This window comes from Undibacterium sp. JH2W, assembly GCF_049340425.1.
Taxonomy (GTDB): Bacteria; Pseudomonadota; Gammaproteobacteria; order Burkholderiales; family Burkholderiaceae_D; genus Undibacterium.
In genome coordinates this window covers 339,580-354,658 of sequence record NZ_JBMPOT010000005.1, presented here as the reverse complement: position 1 = coordinate 354,658, position 15,079 = coordinate 339,580, and the positions used below count along the sequence as shown (strand labels likewise).

The window sequence follows — 15,079 nt, the reverse complement described above, 5'->3', positions numbered from 1 at the left end:
CTTCTCAGGGCATCACTGACCACGCAAGAACATCTTGTCGAGGTCATTCAAACCCAGTTGCACCCAGGTCGGGCGGCCATGGTTGCACTGGTCTGAGCGTTCTGTATGTTCCATCTGGCGCAGCAGGGCATTCATTTCTGGCACAGTCAGGCTGCGGTTGGCGCGCACGGCAGTGTGGCAGGCCAGAGTGCCGAGCAATTCATTACGCCTGTCTATCAAAACGCGAGAGCCACCAAATTCACGCACTTCACGCAAGACATCGCGTGCCAGCGACTGTGCATCGGCATTCTTCAAGAGCGCTGGCACGGCGCGCACGGCCAGTGTGGTTGGCGAGATGGCGGCCATGTCAAAGCCCAGCGCTTTCAAGGTATCCTGATGTTCTTCTACCGTGCCGACCTCTACTGCATCAGCAAAGAAGGTGATGGGGATCAGCATGGGTTGCACTGGCATGCTGTTTTCATCCAGGGCGTTTTTTAATTGTTCGTAAAGTATGCGTTCATGGGCGGCATGCATGTCCACCAATACCAGTCCTTTGCTGTTTTGTGCCAGCACATACACGCCGTGCAATTGGGCGAGGGCAAAGCCTAAGGGGTAATCGTCATCTGGCAAGCTGTTGGCGGCCTGGTTGGCGGGTGCATAGCTGGCACCTGCCTCGTTGACGCCAGCATTGGCATTGGGGCGGAAGAAAGCGCCATAGCTTTCCATGCTTTGGCTGACGCCGCCCTTGGGCTGTGGGCGATAGGGGTTTTGGTAGGCGTTGCCGTAACCGCTGCCACCAGTTGCACCTCCACCACCAGCATAGGGCGATGGGTTGGCAAACTGTGCTGCAAAGGTGGTTTGCTCGCCGGATATCCAAGGCGTGCTGCCATTTGCAGGGGCAGCGATGCCAGAGCCAGCAGACATGGGGCCGGGCACAGTACCAAAGGCAGTCGCCGATGTTTGCGCCAAAGCGCGGCTAACTGCATGGAAGACAAACTGATGCACAGAGCGGCTATCGCGAAAACGTACTTCTATCTTGGATGGGTGCACGTTCACATCCACCAGTGCCGGGTCGAGGTCCAGCCCCAGTACATAGGATGGATAACGGTCACCATGCAACACATCCTGATAGGCAGCACGCACGGCATGCGTTAGCAGCTTGTCGCGCACGAAGCGGCCATTGACGTAAAAGAACTGCGCATCGGCGCGGGCCTTGGATGCTGTCGGCAAGCCAACAAAGCCATGTATGCGCAAGGGGCCTGCACTTTCATCGAGGGACAGGCGGGCATTCGAGAATGCTTCGCCCAAAATCTGCGCGCTGCGCTTGTCGATGGCGCTGACATTCCAGTGGTCTACTGCCTTGCCATTGTGGCTTAGTGAAAACGAGACATCAGGTCTGGCCAGGGCAATGCGGCGCACGATCTCGGCGCAATGGCCAAATTCTGTCTGCTCAGACTTTAAAAACTTGCGCCTGGCCGGGGTGTTGTAATACAGGTCTTGCACATCCACCGTCGTGCCTTGCGCGCCGGATGCGGGGGAGACCTTGCCGTTTTCTATCTGCCAGGCATGGGGTGCATCTGCGGTGCGGGTAGTCAACGTCAGCAGTGATACCGAGGCGATGGAGGCCAAAGCCTCACCACGAAAGCCCAGGGTGGCCACATGTTCCAGCTCATCGAGGCTGGCTATCTTGGAGGTGGCGTGGCGGGCCACTGCCAGCGTTAACTGGTCTGGCGGTATGCCGCGGCCATTGTCGGTGATGGCAATGCGCTTGACGCCGCCTTCCTCGAGCCGGATGACCACATTGCTGGCGCCGGCATCGAGGGCGTTTTCCAGCACCTCTTTGACGACGGCAGAGGGCCTTTCCACGACTTCACCTGCGGCGATCTGGGAAATCAGGTTGTCGGGCAGTGCCTGGATGGGGCGATGGGTAGCAGGGTTCGAATTCATGCCATGATTATACCTGTCAGGCGTCTCAGACATTGCCGTCTGGTGTATGATTGCGGCGGCTTTATACTGACCCTGGAAAAATAATGGATTTTATGCAACTCCTCGACATGATTTTGCATGTCGATAAAATGCTGGGCACCGTCATTCAGCAATATGGCACGCTGGTGTATTTTGTGTTGTTCGCTATTGTGTTTTGCGAAACGGCATTTGTGGTTTTCCCCTTCTTGCCTGGAGATTCGCTGCTGTTTATTGCGGGTACTTTTTGTGCCACGGGTTCGATGAATGTATGGCTACTGATTACTTTGCTGGTTGCTGCTTCCATCACCGGCAATTCTATTAATTACTGGATAGGCAGCTTGATAGGCCATAAATTGATGGACAAGGATTATCGCTGGATAGACCGCAAGGCCTTGATGAAAACCCATGAGTTCTATGAAAAACACGGTGGCAAGACAGTAGTGCTGGCGCGCTTTATCCCGCTGGTGCGTACTTTTGCCCCCTTTGTTGCTGGTTTTTCTGATATGACGCACAAAACCTTTCAGTTGTATAACGTCTTGGGTGCCTTGTTGTGGGTGTTCAGTGTGGTACTGAGTGGTTATTTCTTTGGTAATATTCCTGTGATCCGCGATCATCTGAATGCCATCGTGCTGATCGGTGTTGGTGCAGCGATTGTGCCCATCATCCTGGGGGCATTGTGGAGATTATTCCGAAGGACCAAGAAAGCATTTTAAGGGAGTGTAATCGCCATCGTGAAAGCCCAAGCAGGTTCTTCTAGCATTATCTGGCTGCATGCGGAAGCACCCCTCAAGCCAGCCCAGGGGCAGGCTTGTAATGGTTGTGGGGTTTGTTGTGCTGCTGAACCTTGTCCGGTGGCGCGGGTATTTTTATTGCAGTTACGCGGCAGTTGCCAGGCACTGGAATGGCATGAGGATGTGGGGCAATATCGTTGTGGGATGTTGCTGCAACCCGCCAGTTACGTGCGTTGGCTGCCTTATGCATGGCAGGGCTGGTTTGCCAGGCGGGTGAGACGGTGGATAGCGGCAGGGACTGCTTGTGATTCGGATGCCAGTGTGGGGGAGTAGTTTTTGGATGGGGCCTCTGTTGCTTAATGTTTAGTGAAGCGCCACAATTCTCGTAGGTTGGGCAAGTGGCGTAGGTTGGGCTACGATTTACCAGCCCAACACTCGGCGTTTAAATAACGTATACATTTGTTAAGGCCCAGTGTTGGGCTGATGAGGCGTAGCCTAGCGAGGCCCGGCCCAACCTACGCTCCGTTTTTGAGTTGGCATGCCAATACCTAATCTCCACCTACCTGAATATAACCGGCAAAATACTCGCACAAATTAGGGCGGCTGCTACATTGCAAGTCACCAGCCTGGTCGGGGCGTTTAAGTCTGGTTTCAAATCATCAGCATTCAATTTCTCTTGCAGGGCTTTGGCTATCTTGTCTGCGGTTTCTTCACGGCTGCCCGAGCCAGCCGCAGGATTGCTTTCCAATACCTGGCTAATCACGGAAATAAAATCAAACTTTTGCAAGAGCGTGTTAAAGACCATCTTGTTGACGGCTGATTGCTCACTCAATTTGTTGAGCTGATCAGTGATCTTTTCATGGATGGCTGCACTGCTGCTGCCAGCGGTATGGACCTTGTCCAGTAGTTGAGGGTAATTATCGCTCAGTTTGCCAACCACAAAATGGCTCAAGTCAGTGCCATGCCGTTCTGCCAGAAAATGCAGGGCAGCGACAATGCCTTGCTTTTTACCCATGAAAAAATACAAGATGGGTGCCAGCAAGTTTGTCAGTCCTAGCAAGAACATGGGCAGTCCGCTTTGGCCCCTGCCAGCCCAACTGGCAAAAAACAGGAATAAAACCAGATTCAGGAAAAGCCCGAATGCCGTGTAGCCGATCACACGGGAAGAAATTTTAACGCCAGCCAGGGCGCTGACGTTCAAGATGGTTTTGATTGCCATAGGGGCGGATGCTTCCTTTGAAGGGACAAATTGTCCCTGCTGGTTGTCTAAGTCTGCAAATCATAGCATACCGATAACAGCACCCCTGAAAATGCGCTTGCTGCTAGAACCTGTTTACGATCTGTAGCGAGCGTGCGTCAGCGGTGGTAGGGTAATAAAAACGCAGCGCAAAAAGCGGAATGTACACTAGTACATGAGCAATTTGAGCCGCACATGAACCCCGATCACGCGCGCGCTTAAGATCGTAAGCAGGTTCTTAGCGCGTCATCAGTATTAGCCGCAAGGCCAGCAAAGACAGCACTGCCGCCAGGATACGCGCCTGCATTTTTGCTACTTTGGCATGGCGCATCAGTGCATGGCGGATGACATGGCCAAAACTGCCCAGCAGGGCATGAAAGAGAGTGCTGATGATGGTTAGCGTTAAGCCGAACAACAATAATTGCTGCGTGACCATGCCTGCCTGCGCATCGACAAATTGCGGCAGGAACACCATGAAGAAAAGCAAGGCCTTGGGATTGAGCAAGCTATTCAGGCAAGAGCGGGCAAATACGGTGCGCAGCGGCATCGCCTGAGCTGTAGTTTGCATCACTGAAGCAGGATAGCGTAGTGCCTTATAAGCCATCCACAGCAAATAGAGTGCGCCTGTATAACGTATCACATCAAATGAAGGTGGCCAGGCCGTGATGATGGCGGTGATGCCGCAAGCTGTCAGCAGCGTCAGGATGATATCTGCTGCGCCTATACCCAAAGCAGCAGCCACGCTACCGCGCACGCCATATTGCATGCCGCAAGTCATGACGAAGGCCATGTTCGGGCCGGGTGAGCACAGCAAAAGCAAGACAGCAAGGCTAAAGGTGGCAAGGGTACTCAAACTGATCATGGTGGCATCCTGGAGTAATGTTGATTGCTGAAAATCTGTGTGCAGTGTAATCTTTTGATCTGATACAGTAAAAAAATTGTTCTAGATACCATCTTGTTGCGATTTTATGTTCCTATCTTATGTCCCTATCTCATGGCCTTAGCCCGCTACAAATCCATTGTTGATGATTATGCTGCCCGCATTGGCAGTGGAAAATTGCGGCCCGGTGCGCAGTTGCCAACCTTGCGCAAGCTCATGCAGGAGCATGGCATTGCGCTGGCGACAGCCTCACGCGTTTATACCGAACTGGAAGCACATGGCCTGGTAGCCTGTGAGATGGGGCGTGGCACTTTTGTGCGCGACACCAGTTTGCCGCGTGGCCTGGGGCTGGAACAACAGACCTTGCAAAGCGGGGCGGTGGATCTAATCTTCAATTATCCATGCCTGCCAGGACAAGATGAGATGCTGCGCGAAGGCTTGCGCTGCATCGCCAGCTCAGGTGATCTGGATGCCTTGCTGCATGCGGCACCCCAAGGTGGTCGCCCACATGAAAGGCAAATCATGGCCAGGCATTTACGCAACCGTGGCTTGCGCTTGCCTGCGGAACAGGTACTCATTATCAATGGGGCTCAGCAAGCTTTGGCGGTGACTGTGCAGGCTTTGCTGGCACCGGGCGATGTCCTGGTCATGGATGCATTAAGCTATCCAGGCATGAAAACCCTGGCCCTGTCAGCGCGGCTGGATGTGGAAGCCTTGCCGCTGGCCGAAGGTAAATTGAATTTGCCAGCCCTGGCGGCCCTGTGCAAGCGACGACCCGTACGTGCCGTGTATGTGATGCCGACCATGCATAATCCCATGGGCACGGTGATGACAGATGCAGAGCGCCAACAGCTTGCCCAACTGGCGCAAAAACATCAATTTCTTATCATCGAGGATGGCGCCTATGCCTTTCTGGCAGAGCCTGCGCCCAAACCTGTCTTCACTTATGCACCTGAGCAGACTGTGTATATTTCTGGCCTGTCAAAAAGCGTGGCATCGGGTTTGCGCATAGGCATGCTGGCTGCGCCACCAGCCTTGATCCCTGCGCTGGAAACAGCTATCCGTGTCACCTCAGGCAATACGCCTTCTTTGATGATAGCCCTGGCCTGCCTGTGGATAGAAGCAGGCGTGGTCGATGAACTGGAAATGAGAAAACGCAAGGATGCCAGGCAGCGCCAGCGTCTGGCAAGGGCAGCTTTGCATGCTTGCAAGCTGACTGCACATCCAGGTTCATATTATTTGTGGCTGAGTTTGCCTGAGGGTTTGCGGGCAGAACAAGTTACTGCGAGCCTGGCACTGCAAGGCATCATGGTGGCAACGGCAGAAGCCTTTACGGTAAGTGTAGCGGTGCCACATGCATTGCGGCTGGCGATAGGCTCGGTTCCGCTGGCGACACTGGAACAAGCACTGGCAAATATAAATGAGGCTTGCATGCCTTGATTGTGCTCGCTATTTCGTGATTCAAGGCACCGGGAATTTTTTCATTTCGCTTATTTTTATCTGCATACCATGTGCGTTTGCTAAGTCTGTCAGGCATTGCGCGACTGTGACATGCTTTTGACTGGCTTTAATCTCGCCACAGGCCAGACCTTCAGTGGTTTCGAAAACCTGAGTCTTGCCCAGATAATGGGTGTTGCAAAAATCCACATCAAGCCCGGTCGCCATGAATTGACGGACAGCGGCCTTGTTCAGGGTCTTTACCCGTCCCTTGTAGGTGTTGATATTACGCTCATAGTAAGTGCGTATGTACTCCACTTCTTGCAGGGGCTGGGCAGTGAACAGGCTTAAATATCTGGCTGATATACGTGCCTCTTCCAGTTCCTTTGCAGGGTATCCCGCCGCTTTCAGCTTTTGCTCTATCAATGGCAGGGCGGGTGAGCAACTGAGAACCTTCATTTCCACATAAGAGGGGATGGGGGCTATATCTTCAGCTTTGCCAGGTAGAGCGACAGTCAAAACCAGCAAGGCCGGGATCAGGATTTTCATATTGCCGCCCGTGTTTAAGTCATGCGATTTTTAGCCAGCGGCGGGTTCTTGGAAAAATATTTCTTGATCCCCTTCATGACTGCATCTGCCAGTTGGTCCTGGTAGGCATTGTCGGTCAGCTTGGCTTCTTCTTCCGGGTTGGAGATAAAGGCGGTTTCTATCAGGATGCTGGGGATGTCAGGTGCTTTCAATACTGCAAAGCCTGCCTGCTCAACTGAGCCTTTATGCAGCCTGTTGATACCGCTGATTTCACTGAGCACGACCTTACCCAGTTTCAGGCTGTCATTGATTTGTGCCGTCGTTGATAAATCCAGCAAGACGCTGGCCAACTGCTTGTCATGGGTTTTGATGTTGACGCCACCGATGAGGTCGGCTGCATTTTCTTTATCTGCCAGCCAGCGGGCGGCAGTGGAGCTGGCCCCTTTTTCTGACAAGACAAATACGGAAGAACCACGCGCGCTGGAATTGACAAAGGCATCTGCATGCACGGACATGAACAAGTCTGCCTGCACGGCGCGGGCTTTTTGTACCCTGACATTCAGTGGCACAAAGTAATCTGAATCACGGGTCAGCATGACGCGCATATTCGGATGCTGCTCTATCTTGGCCTTGAGGCGCTTGGCGATTGCCAGCACCACATCTTTTTCACGGCTGCCGCCACGACCGATAGCGCCGGGGTCTTCACCACCATGGCCAGGGTCGATGGCGATGGTGATCATGCGTGTCAGTTGTACCGGTTTTTCCTGTTTTTCTATGACTGGTGCACCGGGTTTGATTTCTGGCTGGGGATCGAGCCTGACTTCTGGTTTGGGCTCTGGCTTGGGTTCGCTTTTACCCGCCAATATATCAGCCGGGTTGGCAGTCGCCACCGGTGCCTGGTTGATGCTGCCAGGCTCCTTGTTCCATTCGCCTTTTTCTATCAGTGCGGCCAAAGGGTCAGTCGGATTGGCAGGGTAGAGATCGAATACCAGCCTGTGTTTGTAGTTGCCCACTGGTGCCAGGGTAAATACTTGCGGACTGACTTCTTCTTTGAGATCAAATACAAGGCGCACGACGTTGGGGCGGTTCTGGCCTACGCGCACTTGCTTGATGTAGGGGTCATTCGACTTGATCTTGGCGACCAGCTCCTTGAGCTTGGCATTCAGTTCCAGGCCTTCTATGTCGACGAACAGGCGATACGGGTCTTTCAGCACGAAGTGATTGGTTTTCAGTTCGCTGTCATTTTCCAGCGTGACGCGGGTATAGTCTTCTGCCGGCCAGACGCGCACGGCCAGTATCTGTGCTGCATTGGCAGCAGGAGCAATGACAGAAAGCAGCAGGGTGCCGCCCGCTTTCAGCAGGACGCGGCGTTTTTTGGAAAGCACAGTATGATTTTCAGCGCTTACAGATTCGGGGCAAACTTGAGTAATGCGAGACATGCGACACCTTTGGCAGACAACGCGTGCAATTCTACCTCACGACCGTCACCGGCGACGCGCAAAAATACATTCAAATCGGGTTCTGGCAGTACGCCATCGGCTTTTTCTGGCCATTCAACGACACAGATATTGCTGTCATTAAACTCTTCCCGAAAGCCTGCCTCGGCAAATTCATCTGCACTGATCATGCGATACAGGTCAAAATGCATGATGGTGACAGCCTGGCCCTTGATGCTGACCTGGTAAGGTTCGGCCAGGGTATAGGTCGGGCTCTTGACGTTGCCATTGTGGCCAGCGGCATGGATCATGGCGCGGGTCAGGGCGGTCTTGCCTGCACCCAGGTCGCCATGTAAAAAGATGCTCATACCCGGCGTCAGCGCATGCGCCAGGCATTTACCCAGGGCCTGGGTAGCTGCTTCATTGGCGAGTGTGGTCTTATAATGTGACATTTCCTGCAAAGTTCCTATTCATGAATCTGCCTAACATAGCACAACACACTCAATCTGTGTACTACAGAGGGGCAGGCGCGTGAGTCTGGACTGCACAGCCCTGGCCGATCTGGCGGGGCAAATACGCCTGTGGGGCAAGGAACTGGGCTTTGCCGAGCTACGCATCGGTGATGTCGATCTGTCGCATATAGAAGGGAGTTTCCAGGCATGGCTGGATGCCGGTTACCATGGTGAAATGGCGTATATGGCCAGCCACGGCACAAAACGTACCCGCCCGGCAGAACTGGTGCCCGGCACGGTCAGGGTGATTTCTGCCCGTATGAACTATTTGCCCAAGACTGAAAGCTGGCGTGTAGAAGAGCAGGGGCAGGCGGCAGACAAGGCCGTTATTTCACTGTATGCGCGTGGCCGCGACTACCACAAAGTCTTGCGCACCCGCCTGCAGCAACTGGCTGAACGCATAGAAAAAGCCATAGGCCCCTTCGGCTACCGGGTATTTACCGATTCTGCCCCCGTCATGGAAGTGGCGCTGGCAGCCAAGGCTGGCCTGGGCTGGCGCGGAAAACATAGTCTGTTACTCAGTCGCGAAGCTGGCTCCATGTTCTTTCTCGGTGAAATCCTGATTGACATCCCCTTGCCTGTCGATGAACCAGTCGGCCAGCACTGCGGCCAGTGCAGCGCCTGCATGGATGTCTGCCCGACCAAGGCCATCGTTGCGCCTTACACCGTCGATGCGCGTTTGTGCGTGTCTTACCTGACCATAGAATTACACGGCAGCATACCGGTGGAATTGCGCCCCCTGATAGGCAATCGCGTGTATGGCTGTGATGATTGCCAGCTGGTTTGCCCCTGGAATAAATTTGCCCAGGCTGCGGCTGTGGATGATTTTGCTGTCCGTAACGGCCTCGACAATGCCCGCATGGTGCACCTGTTTGCCTGGACTGAAGAACAATTCCTGCGCATGCTGGAAGGCAGTCCGATACGGCGCATAGGCCATGAACGCTGGTTGCGCAATATTGCAGTTGGCTTGGGGAATGCGGCGGTCAGCATGCGGGGGGATGCCGAGATCGTGGCGGCTTTACAGTCGCGTTTGGTACATCCTTCTGAGATGGTGAGGGAGCATGTGTTGTGGGCTTTGGAGCAACATGGGGTGGAGGCTTAGTTCATTTAACCCCTGATCTGTGAAAGTATCTACCTAAGCTAGTAAAACCGTACCCGTATTATCTTCGCTCCAGCGCAGGCTGGAGCCTAGTGGCGTTGGTCGCATTGCCTTACTTTGATTAAAACTATTGCCCTTCGTAGAACCAAGCCGGGTCTCGGCCGGCGGCCGAAATACTTTCTTTGCGTCGCCAAAGAAAGTACTCAAAGAAAGGCGACCGCTCGCTATATTGTTGTTTTCATTTATCCTTGACGATCACCGCACCAAACTCAACCACACCGGCAAAGTCAACACAGACAATACCGTACTCGCCGAAATCAGGAATGCCACAAAAGGCCCGTTACCACCCATGCGTGCTGCCAGTACATAAGCACTCGACGCGGTAGGCAGGGCGCAGAAGACTACGGCGATCTGCAATTGCAGCGGCGGCAGTTCCAGCCAGCGACCGAGGAACAGGGCGATCAGGGGCAGGGCCAGCAGCTTCACTGATAAAAAATAGGCGGCAATGCCCTTGGCTTCGTGCAGGCCAGACAGACGCATGCCAGCGCCGACGGCCAGCAAGCCCAGTGCGATGGATGCATTGCCCAGGCGTGACAAGGTGGCGGCTATGCCTTCAGGCATGGGTATCTCCAGCACGCTGAACAAGACGCCGCTGGCGGTACCAACGACCAGCGGATTGCTGGCGATTTCTTTCATCAGCCTGCCGCTATTGTGTGCCAGTGCATACACTGCAGCCATATTACAAAGAGGGACGAGAAAACCTATCAGCAAGGCCATCAGGGCTGTGCCCTGCTCACCTGCCAGGCGTGAGGCTATCGCCAGGGCGATATAGGAATTGAAACGAAATGCGGTTTGCACACCCGATTCAAATATCCTGGGCCCAGCCTTGAACATGAATTTGGCCAGCCAGCCCAGCAGCATGCCACAGGCGGTAGTGATGACTGCAACCTGTAGCAAATGCCCGGTCGAGTGAAAATCAAAACGGGTGCGCGAGGTGGTATAAAACAGCAGGGCCGGAAACATGATGAAATAGACGATCTTTTCCACCCCGGCCCAGAAATGTCCACCCCAGTGAGCATGGCGTGCCAGCAGAAAGCCGATCAATATCAGGCTGAAGTCGGGAAAGAGCAGGGTGAAAATCGACATCGTTCTTTATTTCAGCAGCCCCGCCAGCTCTACCGCAGTCTTGACCTGCATCTTGTCAAAGATATGGGCGCGGTGTACTTCTACCGTGCGCATGCTGATACCGAGCTGGTCGGCAATGACTTTGTTCATTTTGCCCAGCAAGATCAGATCCAACACTTCTTTTTCGCGGGCAGACAGGCTGGCCAGGCGGTCGTGTACCAGTGCCGCGGAACTTGCCTGGCGCGAAATGGCCAGGGCTTCCTGCACTCTGTCCATGAGCTTGTTGTCGTTGAACGGTTTTTCAAAAAAATCAAAGGCGCCGCGTTTGAGCGTGTCCACCGCCATTGGTACATCACCATGACCTGTAAGGAAGATCACTGGCAGGCGCTTGGTCAATTGCCGGGCTGCCAGCATTTCGAACAGGTTGATACCAGTCAGGCCAGGCATGCGCACATCGAGCAAGATACAATCGCCCAGGCTATCAAAAATCAGGGGTTTGTCGAGAGCGATCAGGAATCTTTCGGCGCTTTCATAGCTATGTGCGGCAATTTGTCTGGACCTGGCCAGCCAGGATAAAGAATCACGTATGACTTCTTCATCGTCGATGATGTGTAACATTTGTTCTCCCGTTTTTGTTTGGCGCACTCAGGCTGCTGCGCTAGTCTTGTATTGGCAAAGCGAATTGGAAAATAGTACCACCGGCTGGATTGTCGCGATGCGAGAGCTTGCCACCATGAAATTCTATGGCGGTACGGCATATGTTCAAACCCATGCCCATGCCTGCAGATTTGGTGGTGAAAAATGGTGAAAACAGCTTTTCTGCCACTTCCACGGGTATTCCATGACCTCTATCCGTCACGCTGACGATGATATGTTGTTTGCTCTCATCCAGCACAGCTTCTACCCGCAGTATACGTTTTTCTGGCGTGGTGTTTTGCATGGCTTCTATGCCATTCCTGGTCAGGTTCAATAGGACTTGTTCCAGCAAGACGCGGTCTGCCAGCACCAGGGGCAATTCGGGAGCGATTTTCCATTGCAGGGCGACATGGCTGGCCTGCGCCTGCAATTCCACCAGCGGCATGGCACTTTGTATGAGGTCGGCAATTTGCAGGGGTTCGCGGGCGGCCTCGCGTTTCTTCACGAATTCATGCACGCTGCGTATGATCTGGCCAGCGCGCTGGGCCTGGGCATTGACTTTCTCGAGCGCACTCTGGAACAGGCTGCGGTCTATGACACCGGCTTGCAAGAGGTTGATCGCGCCGGTGGTATAGCTGGAAATGGCGGCCAGTGGCTGGTTCAGCTCATGCGCCAGCATGGAGGCAATTTCACCCATGGTGGCCAGCTTTGCGCTGGTATGCAGTTTTTCTTCCTGTTGTCGGGTTAGCTCCTGCGCGCGCCTGAGTTCCGAGATATCGAGGATGGAGCTCATCCAGCCCGTCTGCTTGCCCTGTTCATCAATCAGGGCTGATTCATAAATCAGCACAGGAATACGTTCGCCACTGGCATGCTGGTAAATGGTTTCAAAGCCTTCAGACGGCACTGAGCCTGCCAGTAACTGGGTAAAACGCTGCTGGTATTCTTCTATGGCTTCTGGTGCCCAGTAGGGCATGGGGGGAATGCGTCCTATGATTTCTTCTGCCGGAAAACCTACCATGCGGCAAAACGCCGGATTGACATAGGTCAGCCGGCCCGTCATGTCGCGTGCCCGCAAGCCGGTAACCAGGGAGTTTTCCATCGCCGTGCGAAAAGTGACTTGCTGGCGCAAAGCACCTTCAGCCGCCAGGCGACGGTTGATATCGCGCCACAGTGCCAGTAAGCTCCAGATCAAGCCTATCGATAGCAGGATGACGGACAGCACCAGCAAGTTCGACAAGAGCTTGGGTTCAGTCTTGATGCTATTGGTACGCAATACCAGAGTCAGGCTGGGGAACTCCAGTGCCCGGCTGTGGGTGTAGACGCTTTTGCCACTGCCGCCAGCGCTGCGTTCTGCCAGTATGCGGTCATCGATATCGGTGATGGTGATCTGGTTGTCCTGGGCAAACCACCAGGGCACCAGTTCTTCCAGGATGGCATTCATGCGGTAGCTGATCATCATGCTGCCTATCCTGCGTTCATCGCGGATCAGGGGAATCTGGCAATGCATGAGATAGGCATTCTTGGCATTGATCTCCAGCACAGGCTTGAGGCAGATGGTTTCTTCACTGACATCCAGCGCACCAAATTCAAAATGGGGCAGGGGCAGGCGTTCGGCACTGGCTTGCAGCGATTCGCGGGTATCGACCAGCACTTTATTATTGGCGTCATACCAGGCAATACGCTGCACTTCGCGGTTGTTCTTGAGGATGGTGCGGAAACGTTCTAGTACTGTCTCTTTTTGCAACTTGGCTGACTTGATTTCACCACCGATCTGGCGCAAGACTTCATCATTGCGTGTCAGCTGGAATTGTATGGCTTGTTCTACCCACAGTGAATCGGCGATCAGTTGCTCCTGGCGCTCATTGGCTTCCATGCGCTGTGCCTGCCACGGCAACCAGATCAGGGTGGACAGAAATAAAAGCAGCAACAGGATGGGGATAATCCAGCGCCATTTTTGGTTAGGCCAGGATTGGGAGCGGTGTAAGCTTTTCATAAAACCAGTTTATCGCAGGGCCTGAATTGCTGGCAGAATATTTTGCTGTGCTGCTCTTGAATAGTGAACGGTATCCCTGATCGACTCAGTGTAACCCGACCAAAATTAGTAGCGAAACAGAAAAGACCGGGAATATTGATATTTTCCCGGCCCTTTTCTATTGATATCATGCCTACATCATTCCCATGGCCCTGGGCAGCCAGAGCGAGAGTCCGGGCCAATAAGTGACGATGACCAGGAAAACCAGCATGGTGCATAACCAGGGCATGACGGCAACCGTCAGCTCGGTAATGCTCATTTTTGAAATGCCGCTGGCCACATACAGGTTCAAACCTACCGGTGGATGACAGAGACCGACTTCCATATTGGCATCAATCAAAATACCAAAATGAACTGAATCTATACCCAGGCGTATGGCTGCAGGATGCAGGATAGGTGCCATCACCAGGATGATCGAAGACGGTTCCATGACATTACCCGCCAGCAGCAGCAAGATATTGGTAAAGAATAAAAAGCCAGCCCGACCTAGTTCTTTACCCAGTATCCAGTCAGCCATGAGCTGCGGGATATTCTCATGCGCCATCAGGAAGGAAAACAGCACGGCATTGGTGATGATGTACAGCAGCATGGCCGACAAGGCTGCGGAATTGACCAGCACCTTGGGCGTGTTCGATATTTTCATGTCCTTGTAGACAAAGACAGAAATAAAGAAGGCGTAGACAGCACTCATGGCGGCGGCCTCTGTCGCAGTGAAGATACCGCTATAGATACCGCCGATGATGATGACGACCAGTAGCAGACCCCAGATACTTTCGCGGAATGCCTTCCAGCGTTCGGCCCAGGTAGCGCGTTTCATGCGCGGGTAGCCATTCTTCCTGGCCAGGAACCAGGTGGTCGCACATAGCATTGCCGTCAACAGCATACCCGGGAACAAACCTGCGACGAACAAGGCGCCAATCGAGGTATTGGTAGAAATCGCATAAATCACCTTGGGTATTGATGGCAACATCAAAATACCCAGAGAGCCCGCCGTGATGATGACGCCAGCACCAAACTGTTTTGGGTAACCCTGCTTGACCATCGCTGGCAAGATAATCGAACCGATTGCCACCACAGTCGCTACGCTGGAGCCACATACCAGCGCAAACATGGCGCAGGAAATAATGCCTGCCAATGCCAGGCCGCCATGCCAGTGGCCCACCATGCTGGTGGCAAAATTGATCATGCGCTTGGCGACACCGCCATGTGTCAGGAAGTTACCAGCCAGGATGAAGAAAGGGATCGCCATGATCTCAAACTTTTCTATCCCTGTGAACAGCTTCAGGGCCACGGCCTCAATCGGCACCTGAGTGAGCAGGTACATGAACATCAATACTGTCAGGCCCAGTGCTATCGAGACCGGGATACCCGTCAGCATCAGCGCAATCAACAAGGCAAAGACAATACCGATCTTGCCGACCATGCACAAGGCACCAAGGGCCAGGACTATGCCACACAAGACGATGGTGGCACGTTGTTTCG

Annotated in this window: 14 protein-coding genes; 4 read left to right on the top strand and 10 right to left on the bottom strand. The window is 53.7% G+C overall.

Going from position 1 to position 15,079, the window contains the following annotated elements; translation table 11 throughout:
- Positions 1-12 precede the first annotated feature (12 nt).
- On the bottom strand, positions 13-1,926 hold the full coding sequence (mutL, locus tag ACO0LC_RS09520; RefSeq protein WP_423002418.1) for a DNA mismatch repair endonuclease MutL: 1,914 nt from the start codon (positions 1,924-1,926) through the stop codon (positions 13-15).
- Positions 1,927-2,009: 83 nt separating this feature from the next.
- Here mutL and ACO0LC_RS09515 point away from each other — a divergent pair, with 83 nt between their 5' ends.
- Entirely contained in the window at positions 2,010-2,657 is a 648-nt protein-coding gene (locus ACO0LC_RS09515) for a VTT domain-containing protein (protein ID WP_423002417.1), read from the top strand.
- An 18-nt stretch (positions 2,658-2,675) separates the two neighbouring features.
- A complete protein-coding gene (locus ACO0LC_RS09510) occupies positions 2,676-3,008 on the top strand; it encodes a hypothetical protein (RefSeq protein WP_423002416.1) in 333 nt (110 codons plus the stop codon).
- 226 nt (positions 3,009-3,234) lie between these two features.
- Here the strand turns inward: ACO0LC_RS09510 and ACO0LC_RS09505 are convergent, their stop codons facing one another.
- Positions 3,235-3,894 (bottom strand): hypothetical protein, encoded by a 660-nt coding sequence (locus ACO0LC_RS09505; protein ID WP_423002415.1) that lies wholly within the window; start codon positions 3,892-3,894, stop codon positions 3,235-3,237.
- A gap of 256 nt (positions 3,895-4,150) precedes the next feature.
- Complete coding sequence (locus tag ACO0LC_RS09500) at positions 4,151-4,774, bottom strand: LysE family translocator (RefSeq protein ID WP_423002414.1); 624 nt, start codon at positions 4,772-4,774, stop codon at positions 4,151-4,153.
- A 132-nt stretch (positions 4,775-4,906) separates the two neighbouring features.
- Between ACO0LC_RS09500 and ACO0LC_RS09495 the strand changes: the two genes are divergently transcribed.
- Positions 4,907-6,232, top strand: coding sequence for a PLP-dependent aminotransferase family protein (locus ACO0LC_RS09495; RefSeq protein WP_423002413.1), 1,326 nt, complete (start codon positions 4,907-4,909; stop codon positions 6,230-6,232).
- 21 nt (positions 6,233-6,253) lie between these two features.
- Here the strand turns inward: ACO0LC_RS09495 and ACO0LC_RS09490 are convergent, their stop codons facing one another.
- The 3 genes from ACO0LC_RS09490 to tsaE are packed head-to-tail and all read right to left on the bottom strand — an operon-like array spanning position 6,254 to position 8,645.
- Positions 6,254-6,778 (bottom strand): hypothetical protein, encoded by a 525-nt coding sequence (locus ACO0LC_RS09490; RefSeq protein ID WP_423002412.1) that lies wholly within the window; start codon positions 6,776-6,778, stop codon positions 6,254-6,256.
- Between the two features lie 14 nt (positions 6,779-6,792).
- Positions 6,793-8,142, bottom strand: a complete 1,350-nt coding sequence (locus tag ACO0LC_RS09485; protein WP_423002411.1) for an N-acetylmuramoyl-L-alanine amidase — start codon at positions 8,140-8,142, stop codon at positions 6,793-6,795.
- A gap of 17 nt (positions 8,143-8,159) precedes the next feature.
- Positions 8,160-8,645 (bottom strand): tRNA (adenosine(37)-N6)-threonylcarbamoyltransferase complex ATPase subunit type 1 TsaE, encoded by a 486-nt coding sequence (gene tsaE / locus ACO0LC_RS09480; RefSeq protein WP_423002410.1) that lies wholly within the window; start codon positions 8,643-8,645, stop codon positions 8,160-8,162.
- Between the two features lie 79 nt (positions 8,646-8,724).
- Between tsaE and queG the strand changes: the two genes are divergently transcribed.
- A complete protein-coding gene (queG, locus tag ACO0LC_RS09475; RefSeq protein WP_423002409.1) occupies positions 8,725-9,807 on the top strand; it encodes a tRNA epoxyqueuosine(34) reductase QueG in 1,083 nt (360 codons plus the stop codon).
- 252 nt (positions 9,808-10,059) lie between these two features.
- Here the strand turns inward: queG and ACO0LC_RS09470 are convergent, their stop codons facing one another.
- The 4 genes from ACO0LC_RS09470 to ACO0LC_RS09455 all read right to left on the bottom strand — a co-directional run bounded on the left by ACO0LC_RS09470 (position 10,060) and on the right by ACO0LC_RS09455 (position 15,020).
- Positions 10,060-10,950 (bottom strand): AEC family transporter, encoded by an 891-nt coding sequence (locus tag ACO0LC_RS09470; RefSeq protein ID WP_423002408.1) that lies wholly within the window; start codon positions 10,948-10,950, stop codon positions 10,060-10,062.
- Between the two features lie 6 nt (positions 10,951-10,956).
- Entirely contained in the window at positions 10,957-11,547 is a 591-nt protein-coding gene (locus tag ACO0LC_RS09465) for a response regulator transcription factor (protein WP_423002407.1), read from the bottom strand.
- A gap of 40 nt (positions 11,548-11,587) precedes the next feature.
- Complete coding sequence (locus tag ACO0LC_RS09460; protein ID WP_423002406.1) at positions 11,588-13,558, bottom strand: sensor histidine kinase; 1,971 nt, start codon at positions 13,556-13,558, stop codon at positions 11,588-11,590.
- A gap of 172 nt (positions 13,559-13,730) precedes the next feature.
- On the bottom strand, positions 13,731-15,020 hold the full coding sequence (locus ACO0LC_RS09455; protein ID WP_423002448.1) for a TRAP transporter large permease: 1,290 nt from the start codon (positions 15,018-15,020) through the stop codon (positions 13,731-13,733).
- Positions 15,021-15,079 lie beyond the last annotated feature (59 nt).

Excerpts from the sequence above, each read along its gene's own strand:
- mutL (WP_423002418.1), bottom strand. The coding sequence starts at position 1,926 with ATGAATTCGAACCCTGCTACCCATCGCCCCATCCAGGCACTGCCCGAC.
- ACO0LC_RS09515 (WP_423002417.1), top strand. The coding sequence starts at position 2,010 with ATGGATTTTATGCAACTCCTCGACATGATTTTGCATGTCGATAAAATG.
- ACO0LC_RS09505 (WP_423002415.1), bottom strand. The coding sequence starts at position 3,894 with ATGGCAATCAAAACCATCTTGAACGTCAGCGCCCTGGCTGGCGTTAAA.
- ACO0LC_RS09500 (WP_423002414.1), bottom strand. The coding sequence starts at position 4,774 with ATGATCAGTTTGAGTACCCTTGCCACCTTTAGCCTTGCTGTCTTGCTT.
- ACO0LC_RS09495 (WP_423002413.1), top strand. The coding sequence starts at position 4,907 with ATGGCCTTAGCCCGCTACAAATCCATTGTTGATGATTATGCTGCCCGC.
- ACO0LC_RS09490 (WP_423002412.1), bottom strand. The coding sequence starts at position 6,778 with ATGAAAATCCTGATCCCGGCCTTGCTGGTTTTGACTGTCGCTCTACCT.
- tsaE (WP_423002410.1), bottom strand. The coding sequence starts at position 8,645 with ATGTCACATTATAAGACCACACTCGCCAATGAAGCAGCTACCCAGGCC.
- ACO0LC_RS09470 (WP_423002408.1), bottom strand. The coding sequence starts at position 10,950 with ATGTCGATTTTCACCCTGCTCTTTCCCGACTTCAGCCTGATATTGATC.
- ACO0LC_RS09465 (WP_423002407.1), bottom strand. The coding sequence starts at position 11,547 with ATGTTACACATCATCGACGATGAAGAAGTCATACGTGATTCTTTATCC.
- ACO0LC_RS09460 (WP_423002406.1), bottom strand. The coding sequence starts at position 13,558 with ATGAAAAGCTTACACCGCTCCCAATCCTGGCCTAACCAAAAATGGCGC.
- ACO0LC_RS09455 (WP_423002448.1), bottom strand. The coding sequence starts at position 15,020 with ATGGTCGGCAAGATCGGTATTGTCTTTGCCTTGTTGATTGCGCTGATG.